A 16,965-nucleotide genomic window follows, 5' to 3' on the forward strand; every position below is an offset into this window, starting at 1 on the left:
ATCTGGCGGTTTTTTATCTTCAACTCTCAACTTCTTGAGTAAGGTAAATACTCGCTACATGATTCCAAAAGGCCTAAATAATATTTAAAAGAAAATTGAACTTTTTTTAAAATCGTTAAAATTAGTAATATTTTTGTCATACAAAATCCCTAGACTGCTTCTCCGTAAACGGCACTTAGCCGTTAAACAAAAAATTATATTCCTTAGATATTATTTTAAATAAAACACGGATGAATCATGAAAAAAACATTATTAGCAACAGCAATTCTAGCAAGCGTAGTGTCAGCAACGGCAAATTCTGCAACAGTATACGACAAAGACGGTACAACGCTAAAAGTAGGTGGTCGTGCTGAAGTACGTGCTGAGTTTATTGATAATGATGAAGGCTCGATTACTGATGAAAGTCGCGCTCGCATTAACTTTGGTGGTGAAACTAAAATTTCAGAATCATTAACAGGTTTTGGTTTTATGGAATATGAGATTAAACCAGGTGAAGAAGCTAAAAACCGTTATTTATTTGCAGGTTTCGCAACTGAATTTGGTAAGTTTTCTTACGGTCGTCAAGATACTGCTAATGTACAGGTATCTGATATGACTGATATTGCTTCTTATCATTCTGGTATTCAGCAAGTATTTGATGCTTCATCGGATAAAGAGGACAATACTTTTCTTTACTCGAACAAGTTAACGGATCAATTAACGTTACAAGCTAACTATACTGCTAGTGACGTTGATGATAGTGATTCATATGCTGTCTCTGGGCTGTATGAGTTTGATTTTGGTTTAGTACTTGCTGCTTCTTATACTGATACAGAAGCAGACCAAAACCAAGCAACCTTGGGTGCTGCATATACACTAGATAATTTATATGTTGCTGTCACCTACGCGCTGGGTGATATTGATGCTGATAATGACTTCAGATCTATAGAGGCTGCTGTTCAATATAAGTTTACCAAAGAATTTCGCATGATAGGTATTATTGGGCAAGCAGAAGAAGCGGATGTAGATACAGAAGACTTTTACGCAATAGAAGCACAATACCGCTTTAATAAATCCATCCGCACTTATGTTTCCTACGCACTCAACAACCTTGATGACAGTGACGATTCATTAATCGCAGGTATTCGTTACAACTTTTAAGTACAACGAAAAATACTTTAATAAACAATCTCGACAGTGGCGAGGTTGTTTATTTTAAGGCTGATTCCAATCTGCCTATCGTGCCCCTAGTGCTACTTTTTTCTCTTCGTGATCACTTTTCATTTTTGAATTCAAGTAATAAATCCAACGCCTAACGAAATACTTAAAAATCATATTTTATGACTTTATTATTTTATTTTTTTAAACTCGTTAGCCCCTCTGTTTACATTATTTCACGATTTCTCAATTTTCACAGTCTTCTTAGATTGGCAGAATAAAAGATATTACTACCCCTTTAATCTCATTCATTAACTAATCTAAGCGATCAATGAAGAGGTATAACTGGCATAATCACTCCTTATTTTTCGATTTAACCGCATGATAAAGAAACAAAAATTGATCCTATTCGCTCATTAATAATGATTTTCCTAATCAAATATTCAACATCACTTAGCTTTACTCTTTTTTCCTATTATTTCTTTGTGAGACATTGACCATTGCAAGCAGGGGAAATTGCACTATTTGTTAGGTTTATTCAGCTAGTCATACAAATAATATAACGCTTAACCTATTGATTTAAATGTGTTCGTTTGTTTTTTGTACGTGTAAGTCAAGGATTAATGCAAATAAAACTGCAATTATTAATTAACAAAGACGTAATATTCATCTCGCAAACGGGGAATTGATTTACAGGATGTAAACATTGAACCAACGCATTGTCAGGATGACAATTGGACCTCTCAGGATGAGAGTTTATAAAACAGGATGTTTTATAGTCACGGAAGAAAGGACACTCTAGGATAGAGTTTTTAGTATCTACTAGGATTGTGGATATTAAGTCAGGATGACAAAGAAGGACACCTCCTAAGGAAAGGGAGATGATGGATAAACAGGATGTTATCTAATACGGATGTTACAAGGACGAGCCCAAAGGAGTTGGGAAGTGGACGCCTAGTATGGCATGGTCAAAGGGATGTAGCGCATGGAGCATCAACTATCACGGATTCGATAGAGAGACTAAATTAAGGGCAGCTTCGGCTGCCCTTTCCTTTTTCTGGTTTTTAATTCACGCCAACTGGCTTTTCAAGCTACCTTCTAATAATTCATACTTAAACTTAAATCCTGCTTTTATCAATTTTGCTGGTCTTACATTGGTGCTGGATAACAATAACTCTTCTCCGATTTGTGCAGATAAAATCTTAACCATCAATACTTTTTTTCCTATTATTTTTTTGTGAGACATTGACCATTGCAAGCAGGGGAAATTGCACTATTTGTTAGGTTTATTTAGCTAGTCATACAAATAATATATACCTTAACTTATTGATTTAAATGTATTCGTTTGTTTTTTGTACGTGTAAGTCAAGAATTAATGCAAATAAAACTGCAATTATTAATTAACAAAGACGTAATATTCATCTCGCAAACGGGGAATTGATTTACAGGATGTAAACATTGAACCAACGCATTGTCAGGATGACAATTGGACCTCTCAGGATGAGAGTTTATAAAACAGGATGTTTTATAGTCACGGAAGAAAGGACACTCTAGGATAGAGTTTTTAGTATCTACTAGGATTGTGGATATTAAGTCAGGATGACAAAGAAGGACACCTCCTAAGGAAAGGGAGATGATGGATAAACAGGATGTTATCTAATACGGATGTTACAAGGACGAGCCCAAAGGAGTTGGGAAGTGGACGCCTAGTATGGCATGGTCAAAGGGATGTAACGCATGGAGCATCAACTATCACGGATTCGATAGAGAGACTAAATTAAGGGCAGCTTCGGCTGCCCTTTCCTTTTTCTGGTTTTTAATTCACGCCAACTGGCTTTTCAAGCTACCTTCTAATAATTCATACTTAAACTTAAATCCTGCTTTTATCAATTTTGTTGGTCGTACATTAGTGCTGGATAACAATAACTCTTCTCCCATTTGTGCAAATAAAATCTTAATCATCAATGCTGGCAATGGAAATATACAAGGTCGTTTTAAAGTGTTAGCCAATATGACTGAAAAAGTTTTGTTATCAACGGGGTTCGGAGCAACTAGATTAATAGGTCCTGACAAAGAGTGATGTTGCATAATAAATAAAATGGCATTCAACTCATCTTGCAAGTCTATCCAGCTCATCATTTGTTTACCACTACCTATTCTTCCTCCTACTCCCATTTTAAAAGGCGTTAGCATTTTAGCTAATGCGCCATCTTTTTTACTCAAAACGATACCGGTGCGTATATTAACAACGCGAGTCTTAGTTTGATCTACTTGTTGACTAACATATTCCCATTGTGATGCTAATTGGCTGACAAAGTCGGTGCCTTTAACTGATTCTTCATCGACGGGTTGTTGGCCACTATTGCCATAAAATCCAATTGCAGAAGCACAAATGAACAAGTTGGGTGGTGTGTCAGAGTTATTGATGTAATCGACTATTAGTTGTGTTGATTGTAAGCGGCTTTTGCTTATTTTTTCTTTTACTTGATCTGTCCATCGTGACTTCGCTATATTTTCTCCAGCTAAATGAATGATTATGTCTGGATTAGGGTGTCCGTTTAGCTGTATTTCTTTAGCTTGAATATTCCAATAAGGTGAAGAGGCATTAGGAGTACGACTTAAAGTATAAACATTGTAACCATGAGTATTTAAAAGAGGTACCAATGAACTACCGATTAAACCTGATGAGCCAGTGATCAGTACATTTATTTTATTTTCAGTTACTTTACTCATAGTGACTCCTTAATCTATTAGGACTACATACGTTAGTAATGATAAAATGGATCTTTATTTTTTAGATGAACCAGAATTATGCTGTTAATGATCGATAATTATGACTCCTTTACTTATAACTTAGTTCAGTATTTTGGTGAGCTACAGCAGAAAGTGATCATTAAACGCAATGACCAAATTAGTTTACAGGAAATTGCTGACCTAAACCCTGAGCATATCGTTATTTCTCCAGGGCCTTGTACACCTAATGAAGCCGGAGTGTCGTTAGCTGCTATTGAGCGTTTTGCGGGACAAATTCCGATCTTAGGCGTGTGTTTAGGGCATCAAAGTATTGCACAGGTTTTTGGGGCTAATGTGATCCGTGCTAATAAAGTAATGCATGGTAAAAATTCATTGATTAGTCATGATAATAAAGGTGTATTTACAGGTTTGAATAATCCCTTAAATGTTACTCGCTACCATAGTTTAATTGTACAAGAAGAAAGTTTGCCTACCTGTTTTGATGTTTCTGCAAGAGTTATTCAAAGCCAAGAAATTATGGCTATTCGTCATAAGGAGTTTATTTTAGAAGGTGTACAATTTCACCCTGAAAGTATTCGCTCTGAGCAAGGTTTAACACTGCTTAATAATTTTATTAAGCAAGATCTTGGATTGTCGGAATAAGTGCGTATATTAAGCTTCGATAAACCCTATATTCTTCATCTTTCAACCCGTTAAAGGAACTATTTATGTCAAACACTCACATTACCCGTTCGCTATTTGATCAAGTTATGGTGCCAAATTATGCTCCGTTGGAGATGATCCCTGTGCGCGGTGAAGGTTCACGAGTGTGGGATCAACAAGATAATGAATATATTGATTTAACTGGTGGTATTGCGGTAAATGCATTAGGCCATGCACACCCTGAACTAATAAAAGCTTTAACCGAACAAGCCCAAAAGTTATGGCATGTTAGTAATATTTATACTAACGAGCCAGCATTAAGCTTGGCACAAAAGTTAGTCGAGAATACTTTTGCTGAAAAAATCTTTTTTGCAAACTCCGGTGCCGAAGCGAATGAAGCTGCACTAAAATTGGCGCGTCGAGTTGCATTTGATAAATATGGTCTAGATAAAACTGAAATTATCGCTTTTTATCAAGGTTTTCATGGTCGTACATTTTTTACCGTTACCGCTGGTGGACAAGCCTCTTATTCCGATGGTTTTGGTCCTAAACCTGCTGCTATTACGCACCTTGAATATAATGACTTAAACGCACTTGAAAAAGTTATTTCAGACAAAACCTGCGCGGTTATTTTAGAGCCTCTACAAGGTGAAGGTGGCGTTCTACCGATCACGCCTGAATTTGCACAAGGTGTAAGAGCATTGTGTGATAAGCATAATGCATTAATGATTTTTGATGAAGTGCAAACAGGTATGGGTAGAACGGGTCATTTGTTTGCTTATATGGGGTTAGGTGTTACTCCTGATGTATTGACGTCAGCTAAAGCACTGGGCTCTGGCTTCCCTATTGCAGCAATGCTAACTAAAACCTGTTTTGCAGAACACTTAACCGCAGGCACTCATGGTACAACATTTGGTGGCAATCCCCTTGCTTGTGCCGTCGCTGGTAAAGCATTCGACCTTATCAACACAGAAACAATGTTAACTGGTGTAAAACACAAAGAACAACTAATACGTCAACATTTACAAGCCATTAATGATGAATTTTCTATCTTTAAAGAAGTTCGTGGTGCAGGTTTATTGTTAGGTGCAGTATTAAATGAACAATATCAAGATCAAGCTAAAGTTTTCTTTTTAGAGGCTGCTAAGCAAGGTCTACTTATTTTAGTGGCGGGGGCAAATGTACTGCGTTTTGTACCAGCTTTAAATATTTCAGATGACTTAATCGAGCAAGCTATGCTGAAATTAAAACAAGCAGTAAAAAATATCGTCAATAAAGATACTTAAGAGCAAAGTCGTCATTCTGAAAATGAATGATATTTTGCTTCAATTAGATTTAAAAACTGGGAGCTCATAAGATGAGACGCGAATTAGCAATAGAATTTTCTCGAGTAACGGAAGCGGCTGCATTAGCAGGATACAAATGGTTAGGCCGAGGTGATAAAAACACCGCCGATGGTGCTGCTGTAGAGGCAATGCGTCTTATATTTAATCAAATAGATATTGACGGTGAAATTGTTATTGGTGAAGGCGAAATCGATGAAGCGCCAATGTTATATATTGGTGAACATGTGGGTACTGGTGTAGGTGATGCGGTTGATATTGCTGTAGATCCGATTGAAGGTACACGAATGACTGCAATGGGACAATCAAACGCATTGGCAGTACTCGCTGTTGGTGAAAAGGGTAGCTTCTTACGTGCACCAGACATGTATATGGAAAAGCTTATTGTTGGCCCTAATGCTAAAGATGCGATTGATTTAGAGCGCTCACTAGAACAAAACTTAAAAGCGATTGCATTTGCCCTAGGTAAATCTTTATCTGAATTGACCGTCGCTACATTAGCAAAACCACGTCATGATCGTATCATCAAAGATATGCAGGGCATGGGTGTACGCGTATTCGCTATTCCTGATGGTGATGTAGCTATCTCTGTATTGGCTTGTATGCCAGATAACCAAGTTGATGTATTGTATTGTATTGGTGGAGCCCCAGAAGGCGTTATTTCAGCCGCTGTAGTACGTGCTCTGGATGGAAATATGCAAGCACGCCTTATTCCTCGTCCAATGGTTAAAGAGCCAACAGAAGAGAATATTCGCATTGGTAAAGAAGAAGTTGCTCGTTGTGAAGCTGTTGGCATTGAAGTTAATAAAGTCTTAAAACTTGAAGACCTAGTGAAAAACGATAACGTTATTTTCTCAGCAACGGGTATTACTAAAGGCGATTTAGTAGAAGGTGTTTCTGTTAATGGACGTTTAGCGACTACTGAAACATTATTGGTTCGTGGTAAATCACGCACAGTGCGCCGTATTCATTCAACGCATTACTTAGACCGTAAAGATCCTAATTTAAAAGATATTATTCTTTAAATTAGTAAAATAAAATAAAAAAAGGCGCTACTAGCGCCTTTTTTTATAGTTACTTTTAGTTACTTTTAAGATTATTTTCTTAATTTCACTTGGCTTACTTGATGGTTAATCGATTTTTTTAGAATTAAATTCGCTCGGTCACGTGTGGGACGAATATTTTCTTCTAAATTAATACCATTAATTTCATCCCAAATTTTGGCTGCTATTGTGATTGCTTCACGCTCAGTCATCTTTGAATAGCTATGAAAATAAGCATTAGGGTCAGTAAATGCGCCTTCTCTAAATTTCAGAAAACGTTGAATATACCAAGTTTTTAAGAGTTCTGTATCCGCATCAACGAAGATAGAAAAATCAACAAAATCAGATACAAATACTCGATGAGACTGTTCTGGATCGTTTAACGCAGCAGTTTGTAATACATTCAAACCTTCTAAAATAACAATATCAGGCTGTTCAAATTGCAACGACTGATCTGGAATAATATCGTAGGTTAAGTGTGAATAAATCGGTGCAGTTATTTTCTTTTTACCTGATTTAATTGCTGAGACAAATTCGATTAACGCTTTAATATCAAAGCTTTCAGGAAAACCTTTACGATGCATTAAGTTACGAGCGACTAGGTCTTTATTAGGACGTAAAAATCCATCAGTTGTTACGAGCGCAACTTTCGGGTGCTCTGGCCAACGTGATAATAAAGCTTGTAAAATACGTGCCGAAGTACTTTTCCCAACTGCAACACTACCAGCAATACCGATAATGTAAGGCACTTTTTCATTATGCGCATCAAGGAATTTGTCACGTACAGTATGTCGATATTGGCGCGCACCCACATATAAGTTTAATAAACGAGAAAGCGGTAAATAGATATCCACCACTTCCTGCATTGATAAAGACTCATTGATACCTTGTAATTGGGTGATATCCTCTTCAGACAGCGTTAATTTTACATTGTCGCGTAAATGCGCCCATTCATTGCGCTCAAAATGCATATAAGCGCTATGTAAGCCTTGTTGCTTGAATGCAGAATGATTACTCATTAGGCACTGCGCTTGTTTCTTCTAAATAAATGGATTTGCTGTTACCAATTGGGTCATCGGCATAGAGGTGGTATTGCCCTGCAGGTTTAATCAGTAACTCAAATAGATTAACCAGTGCCTCTTGAGACTCTTCAATATTAGCCTGTTCATGAAGGCGCTTAAGGGCTGTATCAAAATTACTTTTTACCCAACAACTATAATCATAGAGATCTAAATACGCCTCTTGTAATAGATAAACACCTTCGATCAGGATGATATCTATACTCTCAAAGTTATAATCTACTTTACGCGGGCATTCTGCATCGTCTAAGTTGACTGATGTTTTAATGCTACCAAATAATTTCAAGGGTAGTATTAATTCTTCAAACATCTCGTCAAAGCGATAAGCATTTAAATAATATTCTTCGGGGCTGTTCATGATGTTAAAGCGAATGCTTTTACTCGCTTCCCAATCATCGGTATGAATAACCGCTACATTTAAACCATCTAATCTTAGGGCTGCGGCTATTTTTTCGGTTAATGCACGTTTGCCACTGCCTTCAATACCACTAATAGCAACAACTTGTGCTTTGGTGGATTCTTTATGGTTGTGTAGTTCTTTAATAGCACTTTTCATTTGTGCCGCATTATTAAACATGGTTTTCAACGATCATCTCCCTATCTAGACGGCGCTATTATGCCACAAAAATGAAAAAAGCCACTAAAGTGGCTTTTAATTTTAGATAAGGATACTTTAGTGCCAGATTTAATCAGTTTTTTTAGTTAAAAATGTCACTAATTCAACAAACTCAGCAGTGCTTCTCACTGACCCTGTATTTACTTTATATTTACCATTAACAATCAGTGTTGGTACACCGCGAACCTTAAAGTTTTCAGTATTACGTTTCATTTGTGAAGCAAGGCCGTTTACAGGGAAGCTAGCTAAAGCGCCCTTTGCTTCCTCTTCAGATACACCGGCTTTCTCAAAAATAGCTAGGATATCTTTTTCGCCATTAATAGGTTTACGTTGTGTATGTATGTGATCAAAGATAATGCTAGTCACTTCTTCTTTAACATTTAATAAATCAGCTGCAGCGAAGGCTTTAGTGACTTCTGGACCCATGTTACCACCTAAGAAATTAACGTGATTTTTCTTAACCGTTACATCAGCTGGTAATTCGCTTTGTAATGTTTTCATTAGGGGTTCAAATTTAAAACAATGTGGGCAATAAAAAGAGAAAAACTCTAAAACCTCAGGCTTTTCTGTGGCAGTTTGTTTAATAACATCATAATGCGTGCCTTCTTTGAAATCAGCCGCGTTTACACTTAACGGTAATAAGAATAAGCCGATTAATAGAGCAAAAACCTTTTTCATATTTGTTCCTTTATTGTATTGAGAGTCGTAATGGATATTTATTATTTTTAATTAATACTGTGGTTGAAGTGCTAAAGGTGCTTCATCCAATAATAATAACTGTTGTTGCAAGGATTGTAGCAAGTCTTTCCAGTATTGGTCAGTTATAAACCATGGAAAGTTTCGAGAAAATGCCGGATCTGTCCATCTATTGTTGATCCAGTTCACATAATTGATGATGCGCATTGTGCGTAACGCCTCAATATACGGTAATTGTTTGGTATCGAAGTCAAATTCTTCTTGGTATCCTTCTAAAATCATTGATAACTGTAATTGTTGTTCACTACGGTCTCCATTCAATAACATCCAAATATCTTGTATCGCAGGGCCCATTTTACAATCATCAAAGTCGACCCAATAGGGCTGATCTTCTTTTAGCAGTATATTACTCGCATGTGCATCACCATGAATGGCAATCAATTTTAATTTAACAGGATGAGTCGCTTTTATTTTTTGTTGAATTTGTTCAATGACAGTGAAAAGAGGGGATTTAACAGTATTCGGTATATATTCACAGCCTTTTAAATTATTTAAAGCTTGTTCAATGGTGGTGACCATATCGAAATTTGGTCTAGTGGTAAATTGATGCTGAGCGCCGATTTTATGCAATTTCCCTAAGGCGATACCTACATCATATAAACTATCAATGTTATCAACTGCTAGAGTGCGAGCTGAGAGGTTATTGAATAAAGCAAAATGATAGCCTGCAAACGAGTGTAAGGTTTTACCATCAAACATAAGTGGCGTAGATAGATTTAAGCCCGACGCTAATAAGCGTTGACTAAATGCATGGTCTTCTAATAACTGTTGCTCGCTCCAGCGTCTAGGGCGATAAAATTTAACTACATAACGCTGTTTATTTTCATCACTAAATGAGTAAACGCGGTTCTCATAAGAATTTAACGCCAATAAACCTGTTTCAGGATAAATTCCAATGCTTGCCAAGGCATCCAACTGACATTCGGGTGTCAACTTTTGATAGCTTAAAGGTTCGTTTTGCATTATTTTTTCCCACAAAAAAAGGCGCAACTAACAATTAGCGCGCCTTAATAAAGTTAATTTAATAGTATTTGCTTATAAGCCAAGAAAGAATGAAGCATCTTGTTGGATTATTTCGTCACTATCATCTAAGTTAGTTAGCTTGATAGTGATAGTTCTTTTCTTCTCTTTAATATCATAAGGGTCGACAGCAATTGAAATAGGTTGAGTAAAAATTTCACCAGAGCTAATAGTAACTTGCTTCGGTCCTATCATGGTCGCGTCTTTTAACCCTGAAAAAGTAATATTGTAGGTCTGTGGTTGAATCGTTTTATTGAGTACTTTCAAGGTATAAGTATTTTCAATTAAACCATCAACGTTTTCACGATATAAAGAAGTTCTATCACGTAAAATTTCCATTTCTACTTTAGTTAATGTGGCGATATTAATAAAAAACAAGCCAAGCATGACAACTAACATCAACCCATATCCGATGATTTTCGGACGCATTAACTTGGTTTTTTTACCTTCCAATATTTGTTCCGACGTATATGAAATCAAACCTCTTGGATAACCCATTTTGTCCATGGTTTCATCACAGGCATCAACACAAGCGCCACAGTTAATACATTCATATTGTAAGCCGTCACGAATATCTATGCCTGAAGGACATACTTGCACACATAAATCACAATCGACACAGTCACCTAACTCAGTTTCTGAACGGTCTATTTTACGTGAACGAGGGCCGCGCTTTTCACCACGTGTTGCATCATAGCCAACACTATAAGTGTTTTTATCAAACATGGCAGATTGAAAGCGCGAATATGGACACATATGAATACAGAAAATAGAACGCATCCAACCCGCATTTGCATAGGTTGAGAAAGTAAATATAAACACCATTAACAATACAAGCATGCTACTTTGGCCGGTGAAAAAGTCACGATAAAGCGTTTCAACAGGAACAAAATAAGAGCAAAAAGCAAGCGCTGTAAATAATGAAACGATTAACCAACCGGTGTGCTTTGCTGTTTTTCTCCATATCTTATTAAAACTCCACGGCATTTGATCAAGTCGCTTACGTTTATTAGCTGTGCCTTCAAAGCGTTCTTCAAACCAGATGAAAATAAAGGTCCAGACTGTTTGTGGGCAAGTGTAACCACACCATACTCGCCCTAAATAAGTAGTGAAGAAGAACAGGGCAAAGGCGGCTATTATAAATACCCATGCCAGCAAGGTTAGGTCTTGAGGGAACAGCAGCATGTTAAAAAGATGAAATTGTTGCTTATCAACATCAAATAAAACGGCTTGATGCCCATCCCAACGGATCATGGGAATGGTGAGGAATAATAAAATTAAACCCCAACCTGTTAATTTACGAATTTTCTGAAAAAGGCCGTAAGCTGCACGCACATAAATACGATTGCTTGGATTAAAACGATCGGCACTTTCTTTATGAGTTGTCTTGATCTCTTTAATTTTAATTTTCTGCGTCATTTGTAAACACCTGCTATAAATAATATCGCGATTATAAAGGAATTATGAGCGAATAAATGCAACAGATAAAACAAAATCTATGATCAAATTACTGCTTTATAATAGATACTTAGCCGCAAATGGTAATGATTATTACTTAACTTGTTTTTTACGTTGAATGAGTTAGATTTGAAAGGTTAGTTAGCAGTGTTTAACAGTAAATAAAGACATGATTAAATTTAAATATTAGGGATAAATAATTTAACGAAGAGAATCGTGGTATTGCATGGTTTGCTTTATTTAGAGCTGAAATAATAAAGCTTCGTAATAAACGAAGCTTTATTTAATACTAATGCTTATAGTGTTTCGCTACAGCCTTTAGCACTCATTACTGGTATTGCAGTTGCTTTTGCTGTGTTGTAAGCACTGTCTAGTGTTGCTTTTGTACTCTCAGGGCTGATGCCTGCTGCTGTAAGCATGCTTGAACCTGACTCTAGGTTTGCTGCTTGTGCTTCGTAAGTAACAAAAGTTTGCTTAATTGCAGAACAACTTAGGCTAGGGAAGTTTGTATTAAGTAAGTTGCTTGTTAAGCTACTAACAGAGCTAGTTGCACTGTTCGTGGCTGAAGTTGCTGCTGCGTTAGCCGTTGAAGTAAGGTCTGAGCTAGTAGTTTGACAACCAGCTAATAGGGCGCCGCCTAATAGAATTAAAGCAATTTTTTTCATTTTTTAGTTCACTTATGGTTTAAAGAGATAGAAGTGTATTTTTTTACATTAAAACAATCAATAAGTAATAGGACGTTATTGATACAATATCCTATTACTGACTTAGTAGGGTTACTTTTTTGATGATTTTTATTGTGGAGAATGCTGTTTAAACTGATGGTGCTCTTGATCATAAACAAAGTCATGTTTTGCCAGCCTTTCTAGTAATAGTGACTTTTCAATTTCATAGGTCGCACAGAGATCTTCAAGTGTTTCACTTTCATTTCTTAATTTCATATTAACGATGCTAAGCAGCATATTAACATCCATTTTTTTATAATTTTCTAACATTGTCTTTACCCTTTTAATTGATTAAGTCTATGTCCGTTTTATAATAAACCGCGTGCTTTTAATAATGCTGTTTCAAAGTCATCTTCACAATCTTTTGCGATGCCAGGGATCATGTCACCTTTTGCAGTTTGATCCATTTTTAAGTGATAAATAATAACTTCATCTGTTAACTCTGCAACCGATTTATCAAACCCTGATTCAGTCGCTATTAGCTGTAATATTTCTAATAAGCTCAATTCTTGATTTTTTAACCAATAAGGCTTTATTAACTCTAAAATTTCATTGATACGATGGGTTTGCATATATTAGACTCCTTGTAATGTCGCATACATAACTTAATTAAGGTGTGATCAGGATTTCTCCATGCTCATTAAAAGCTTGTTGATTAATCAACGCTTCAGCGAGATCTTCAATATCAAAACGAGCGCTATCAAATAACATTAACGCTAATTGTTGATTTGCCTTTATTAGCGCATTAGATTGCTCACTTAATTTTTTTAATGCTTCCCAAGAGATAATACATCTAATTAAGTGCCCTTGGCATTGAGCTTGAAATTCTACCTGTTGCAACTGATCGTTATAGTATTCGTTATCTGAAAAAATAATGCTTTGATTCATATTAAATTAACCGGCTAAATTATGACGTAATTCATTTAACACTTGTTTAGCGCCAGGTTTGACACCACGCCAAATAGCAAAGCTTTCTGCAGCTTGGCCAACTAACATACCTAAACCATCAATCGTTAAGCGAGCACCGTTCTCTTTTGCCCATGCATTAAATGCCGTTACTTGAGCATTATAAGTCATGTCATATATGGCTGTTTCTGGGGTGATCAATGCCGTGGATATATTTGGTAAACTTCCGTGTAAACCTGCTGAGGTAGAGTTGATAATGAGATCAAATTGACCTGATAAATCACTAAATTCAGAGGCATTAATATTTCCTAATGCTTTGAAAATAGAGACCAAGGTTTCAGCCTTTTCAAAAGTACGGTTTGCAATCGTTAACTGTGCAGGATTTTCTGCTAAAAGTGAACTACATACTCCACGTGCAGCGCCACCAGCACCTAATAATAAAATGCGTGCGCCGGTTAGGTTTACGTGGTTATTTTTTAAGTCTAAAACTAATCCTGCACCGTCAGTGTTATCACCAATAATTAAACCGTCATCAGTTTTCTTTAGTGTATTTACTGCACCGGCTAAACGTGCACGATCCGTTAATGATTGTGCAAATTGAAAAGCTTCTTCTTTAAAAGGGGCAGTAATATTGCAGCCTTTTGCATTACTGTTAAAAAAGGCTTGAACTGCCGCAGTGAATCCATCAACCGGTGCTTCAACAATACCGTAAGACATCTGTTGCTGTGTTTGATTAGCAAATAAAGTGTGGATAAAAGGCGATTTACTATGTTTGATTGGATTGCCAAATACAGCGTACTGATCCATGTGAGCTCCGATTTCAATAAATTTAGTAAGGGTTAATTTATCATGTATGTGTTATTCAGGGTATTTTATGAGGTACTTTTCAACGCTTTATTATAAATAACCTCAGTGCTGGATAAGCAAAGCGATACAACACGACTACTTCTGTGTATTTCTGTTCTGATTTGCCTTGAACTATAAAAAATTATCAACACTGTACAGTGAAAAATTATAACTAGTTGATTGTTAATTAAATTTAGTTTTCATTACCCCGAGTTGAGGTTAAATAAATTAAGCGTTTCTCAATCATTGAAGGTTGGTAACTAAAGCATGCTTATTTTCTAGTAAGTTAGTGTTGTTAAGCTTTGCAGTTTGTTAATATAGTGGTCCATTATCTGGCATATTTTTCTGCTAAATAGCTACTTTCCCTTACTGAGTTTTTTGATTATGCCAATAACTGCTTTATTAACCACTGCGTTAGCAAAACGCGAGACCCTTATTAATAATTTATCGATTGCTGATTTACCGAAAACAGACTTCCCAAAAACAGATTGTTTTCGTGTTTTTCATGGCACAGTTGAAGGTATTAACGGGCTTAATATTGATCGTTATGGCGATGCGTGGTTAATTCAGACTTTTCATCAAACACTTAACGAGGAAGAGCTACAATCGATCCGTAACGTATTGTTAAGTGTTGCTGATTTACCTATTGTGTATAACGATCGGTCTAATAAAAACTCTCGTATTATCAATGAACTTGATGTAGACATTGATGCTTATGCACATTCTCAGCAAGTGATCGCTGAAAATGGCATATTGTTTACTAGCAAGCTGCGCCATGAAGGACAGGACCCGCTATTATTTTTAGATATGCGTGTTGGGCGTGAGTTTGTTAAAGCAAACAGCCATAAAAAAACGGTACTCAATCTATTTTCATATACCTGTGGTATTGGTACTGCAGCTGCAGTTGGTGGCGCTAAACGAGTACTTAATGTTGATTTTTCCTCTTTTGCATTAGCGGCAGGCGAAAAAAATGCGCAGTTAAATGGCGTTGAGTCAGTTTGCCAGTTTATTCAAAGTGATGCTTTTCCGGCATTGCGCCAGTTAGCAGGGCTTAAAGTCGCGAGCCGAAATAATAAAAAACTGCCTAGTTACCCTAAAATGTCTGCTTCTCAGTTTGATTTGGTCTTTTTAGATCCACCTCGTTTTGCTAAAAGTGCATTTGGTACCGTTGATCTGGTTAATGATTACCAAAGTTTATTTAAACCGGCAGTACTAACCACTAAACCGGGCGGCACCATTGTGTGTTGTAACAATGTGGCGAAAGTTGATAAAGAAGCATGGTTTAAAAGTTTAGTGCGTTGTGTTGAAAAACAGGGCAGAGAAGTAAGCCATGTTGAATGGTTAGATTGCCATCAAGACTTTCCATCATTTGATGATAACCACCCATTAAAAATAGTAGCGTTAACCTTATAATAACTATACTGATAACCCTTACCTGCAGGTACAAAAAAGCCGAGTAAACTCGGCTTTTTGCTCAAACATTAGAGCGTATTAACTTTCTAACAAACGTTGCGCAGTACTTTTTATACCTGGATAATCTTGTTCAGGTAAAATATCAGCTAGTTGTAACAATTTATCTGCTAAAGCAGCGTTGTTTTCTGCTGAGACGTTAATATGTCCCATCTTACGACCTGCACGTTGTGCTTTTCCATACCAATGGCTCTTAACATCACTGATAGTAAGCACTTGCTTACTTATACTCGCTTGACCTAATACATTGATCATCGCACTGACTTTTTGCTGCTTAGTATCACCTAATGGTAAACCGGCAACAGCGCGCATGTGGTTTTCAAACTGACTACAAACCGTACCTTGTTGCGTCCAGTGACCAGAGTTATGTACACGCGGAGCAATCTCATTGACCATCAATTGTCCATCTACATCAAAGAATTCAATGGCTAATACACCAATATAATCCATTTCTGTTGATAATTTATTAAATGCATCAATCGCTTGTTGTTGAATGCTAAGATCCATTTCAATAGCCAAGGATAAGGTTAATACACCATCCGTATGCTGATTTTCAGTGACAGGGTAGATTGCAATATTTCCCGCTTTATCACGCGCACCAATCACTGATACTTCACGATTAAAAGGGATCATCTTTTCTGCAATAATACTATGTGGAAAACTTTCTGTACCAGCAGCAATAAACTCAGCCATTTCAGACCAAATTAAATCCAGTTGGTCGACTGATTTTAAACGCCATTGGCCTTTTCCGTCATAACCGGCTTGGCAGGTTTTAATGACTAACGGTAAACCGAGTAATGAAACTGAATCAACCAGATGTTGTTTTTCAGTGATCAGTTTATAAGGAGCAGAAGGAACGCCAGTTTTATCAAGTAAGGCTTTTTCAATGCTGCGGTCGCCACCAGCTTTGATTGCGGCCTTACCTGGAAAGAACTTACCACTTGCGCAGCAAAGCGTGAGCACGTCATCGGGAATATGCTCAAATTCACAGGTGATCACATCGACTAAAGCGATCGCTTCTTCAAGTGTTTGCTCAAAGGATTGCAACGTTAGTGGGTGAATAACCTGTTTTGAGCCCACGTCATAAGCACGCACGTTCAAATCTAAGGGCGCAGCCTCTAAGCTCATCATACGTGCAAGCTGTCCTGCACCTAATACTAGAATGTTCAT

General features: G+C 36.9%; 18 protein-coding genes. 5 read left to right on the top strand and 13 right to left on the bottom strand.

The window, feature by feature from the left end; all coding sequences use genetic code 11:
• Nucleotides 1-237: 237 nt before the first annotated feature.
• Nucleotides 238-1,140 carry a porin gene (locus MT390_RS12960; protein WP_166373186.1) on the top strand — a complete coding sequence of 301 codons (903 nt, stop codon included), beginning with the start codon at nucleotides 238-240 and terminating at the stop codon, nucleotides 1,138-1,140.
• Between the two features lie 1,066 nt (nucleotides 1,141-2,206).
• Here the strand turns inward: MT390_RS12960 and MT390_RS12965 are convergent.
• Together MT390_RS12965 and MT390_RS12970 are read right to left on the bottom strand one after the other, a co-directional pair.
• Nucleotides 2,207-2,347: a DUF1731 domain-containing protein gene (locus tag MT390_RS12965; RefSeq protein WP_499441533.1), complete on the bottom strand. Its 141-nt coding sequence runs from the start codon at nucleotides 2,345-2,347 to the stop codon at nucleotides 2,207-2,209.
• 611 nt (nucleotides 2,348-2,958) lie between these two features.
• Complete coding sequence (locus MT390_RS12970; RefSeq protein WP_166372579.1) at nucleotides 2,959-3,870, bottom strand: TIGR01777 family oxidoreductase; 912 nt, start codon at nucleotides 3,868-3,870, stop codon at nucleotides 2,959-2,961.
• A gap of 78 nt (nucleotides 3,871-3,948) precedes the next feature.
• Here MT390_RS12970 and MT390_RS12975 point away from each other — a divergent pair, with 78 nt between their 5' ends.
• The 3 genes from MT390_RS12975 to glpX all read left to right on the top strand — a co-directional run bounded on the left by MT390_RS12975 (nucleotide 3,949) and on the right by glpX (nucleotide 6,901).
• The gene (locus MT390_RS12975) at nucleotides 3,949-4,533 is read left to right on the top strand and encodes an anthranilate synthase component II (RefSeq protein WP_166372580.1); all 585 of its coding nucleotides are present in this window, start codon (nucleotides 3,949-3,951) and stop codon (nucleotides 4,531-4,533) included.
• 65 nt (nucleotides 4,534-4,598) lie between these two features.
• A complete protein-coding gene (locus MT390_RS12980) occupies nucleotides 4,599-5,819 on the top strand; it encodes an aspartate aminotransferase family protein (RefSeq protein ID WP_166372581.1) in 1,221 nt (406 codons plus the stop codon).
• Nucleotides 5,820-5,890: 71 nt separating this feature from the next.
• Entirely contained in the window at nucleotides 5,891-6,901 is a 1,011-nt protein-coding gene (glpX, locus tag MT390_RS12985) for a class II fructose-bisphosphatase (protein ID WP_028869398.1), read from the top strand.
• A 71-nt stretch (nucleotides 6,902-6,972) separates the two neighbouring features.
• Here glpX and coaA read toward each other — a convergent pair whose 3' ends face one another.
• The 10 genes from coaA to aroE form a co-directional block, all read right to left on the bottom strand.
• Nucleotides 6,973-7,938 (bottom strand): type I pantothenate kinase, encoded by a 966-nt coding sequence (gene coaA / locus MT390_RS12990; protein WP_166372582.1) that lies wholly within the window; start codon nucleotides 7,936-7,938, stop codon nucleotides 6,973-6,975.
• A complete protein-coding gene (locus MT390_RS12995) occupies nucleotides 7,931-8,575 on the bottom strand; it encodes a uridine kinase family protein (RefSeq protein WP_499441629.1) in 645 nt (214 codons plus the stop codon). Before MT390_RS12995 ends, coaA begins: the two co-directional genes overlap by 8 nt.
• Nucleotides 8,576-8,683: 108 nt before the next feature.
• Nucleotides 8,684-9,292, bottom strand: coding sequence for a thiol:disulfide interchange protein DsbA/DsbL (locus tag MT390_RS13000; RefSeq protein WP_499441534.1), 609 nt, complete (start codon nucleotides 9,290-9,292; stop codon nucleotides 8,684-8,686).
• A 51-nt stretch (nucleotides 9,293-9,343) separates the two neighbouring features.
• Nucleotides 9,344-10,333 (bottom strand): serine/threonine protein kinase, encoded by a 990-nt coding sequence (locus MT390_RS13005; RefSeq protein WP_499441536.1) that lies wholly within the window; start codon nucleotides 10,331-10,333, stop codon nucleotides 9,344-9,346.
• 72 nt (nucleotides 10,334-10,405) lie between these two features.
• Complete coding sequence (gene ccoG, locus MT390_RS13010; protein WP_499441537.1) at nucleotides 10,406-11,809, bottom strand: cytochrome c oxidase accessory protein CcoG; 1,404 nt, start codon at nucleotides 11,807-11,809, stop codon at nucleotides 10,406-10,408.
• 335 nt (nucleotides 11,810-12,144) lie between these two features.
• On the bottom strand, nucleotides 12,145-12,513 hold the full coding sequence (locus MT390_RS13015; RefSeq protein WP_499441539.1) for a hypothetical protein: 369 nt from the start codon (nucleotides 12,511-12,513) through the stop codon (nucleotides 12,145-12,147).
• Nucleotides 12,514-12,642: 129 nt separating this feature from the next.
• A complete protein-coding gene (locus MT390_RS13020) occupies nucleotides 12,643-12,843 on the bottom strand; it encodes a DUF4250 domain-containing protein (RefSeq protein WP_166372588.1) in 201 nt (66 codons plus the stop codon).
• 38 nt (nucleotides 12,844-12,881) lie between these two features.
• The gene (locus MT390_RS13025; protein ID WP_499441541.1) at nucleotides 12,882-13,145 is read right to left on the bottom strand and encodes a YihD family protein; all 264 of its coding nucleotides are present in this window, start codon (nucleotides 13,143-13,145) and stop codon (nucleotides 12,882-12,884) included.
• 37 nt (nucleotides 13,146-13,182) lie between these two features.
• Nucleotides 13,183-13,461 carry a DUF1488 family protein gene (locus MT390_RS13030; protein WP_166372590.1) on the bottom strand — a complete coding sequence of 93 codons (279 nt, stop codon included), beginning with the start codon at nucleotides 13,459-13,461 and terminating at the stop codon, nucleotides 13,183-13,185.
• Between the two features lie 6 nt (nucleotides 13,462-13,467).
• A complete protein-coding gene (aroE, locus tag MT390_RS13035) occupies nucleotides 13,468-14,286 on the bottom strand; it encodes a shikimate dehydrogenase (protein WP_499441543.1) in 819 nt (272 codons plus the stop codon).
• 423 nt (nucleotides 14,287-14,709) lie between these two features.
• Between aroE and MT390_RS13040 the strand changes: the two genes are divergently transcribed.
• Nucleotides 14,710-15,738 (top strand): class I SAM-dependent rRNA methyltransferase, encoded by a 1,029-nt coding sequence (locus tag MT390_RS13040; RefSeq protein WP_499441545.1) that lies wholly within the window; start codon nucleotides 14,710-14,712, stop codon nucleotides 15,736-15,738.
• Nucleotides 15,739-15,816: 78 nt separating this feature from the next.
• On the opposite strand, the gene MT390_RS13045 is transcribed toward MT390_RS13040, so the two are convergent.
• On the bottom strand, nucleotides 15,817-16,965 hold the full coding sequence (locus tag MT390_RS13045) for a 5-(carboxyamino)imidazole ribonucleotide synthase (protein ID WP_499441547.1): 1,149 nt from the start codon (nucleotides 16,963-16,965) through the stop codon (nucleotides 15,817-15,819).

The sequence above is a fragment of the Vibrio sp. 2-Bac 85 genome (assembly GCF_037546705.1).
Classification (GTDB): Bacteria; Pseudomonadota; Gammaproteobacteria; order Enterobacterales; family Psychromonadaceae; genus Psychromonas.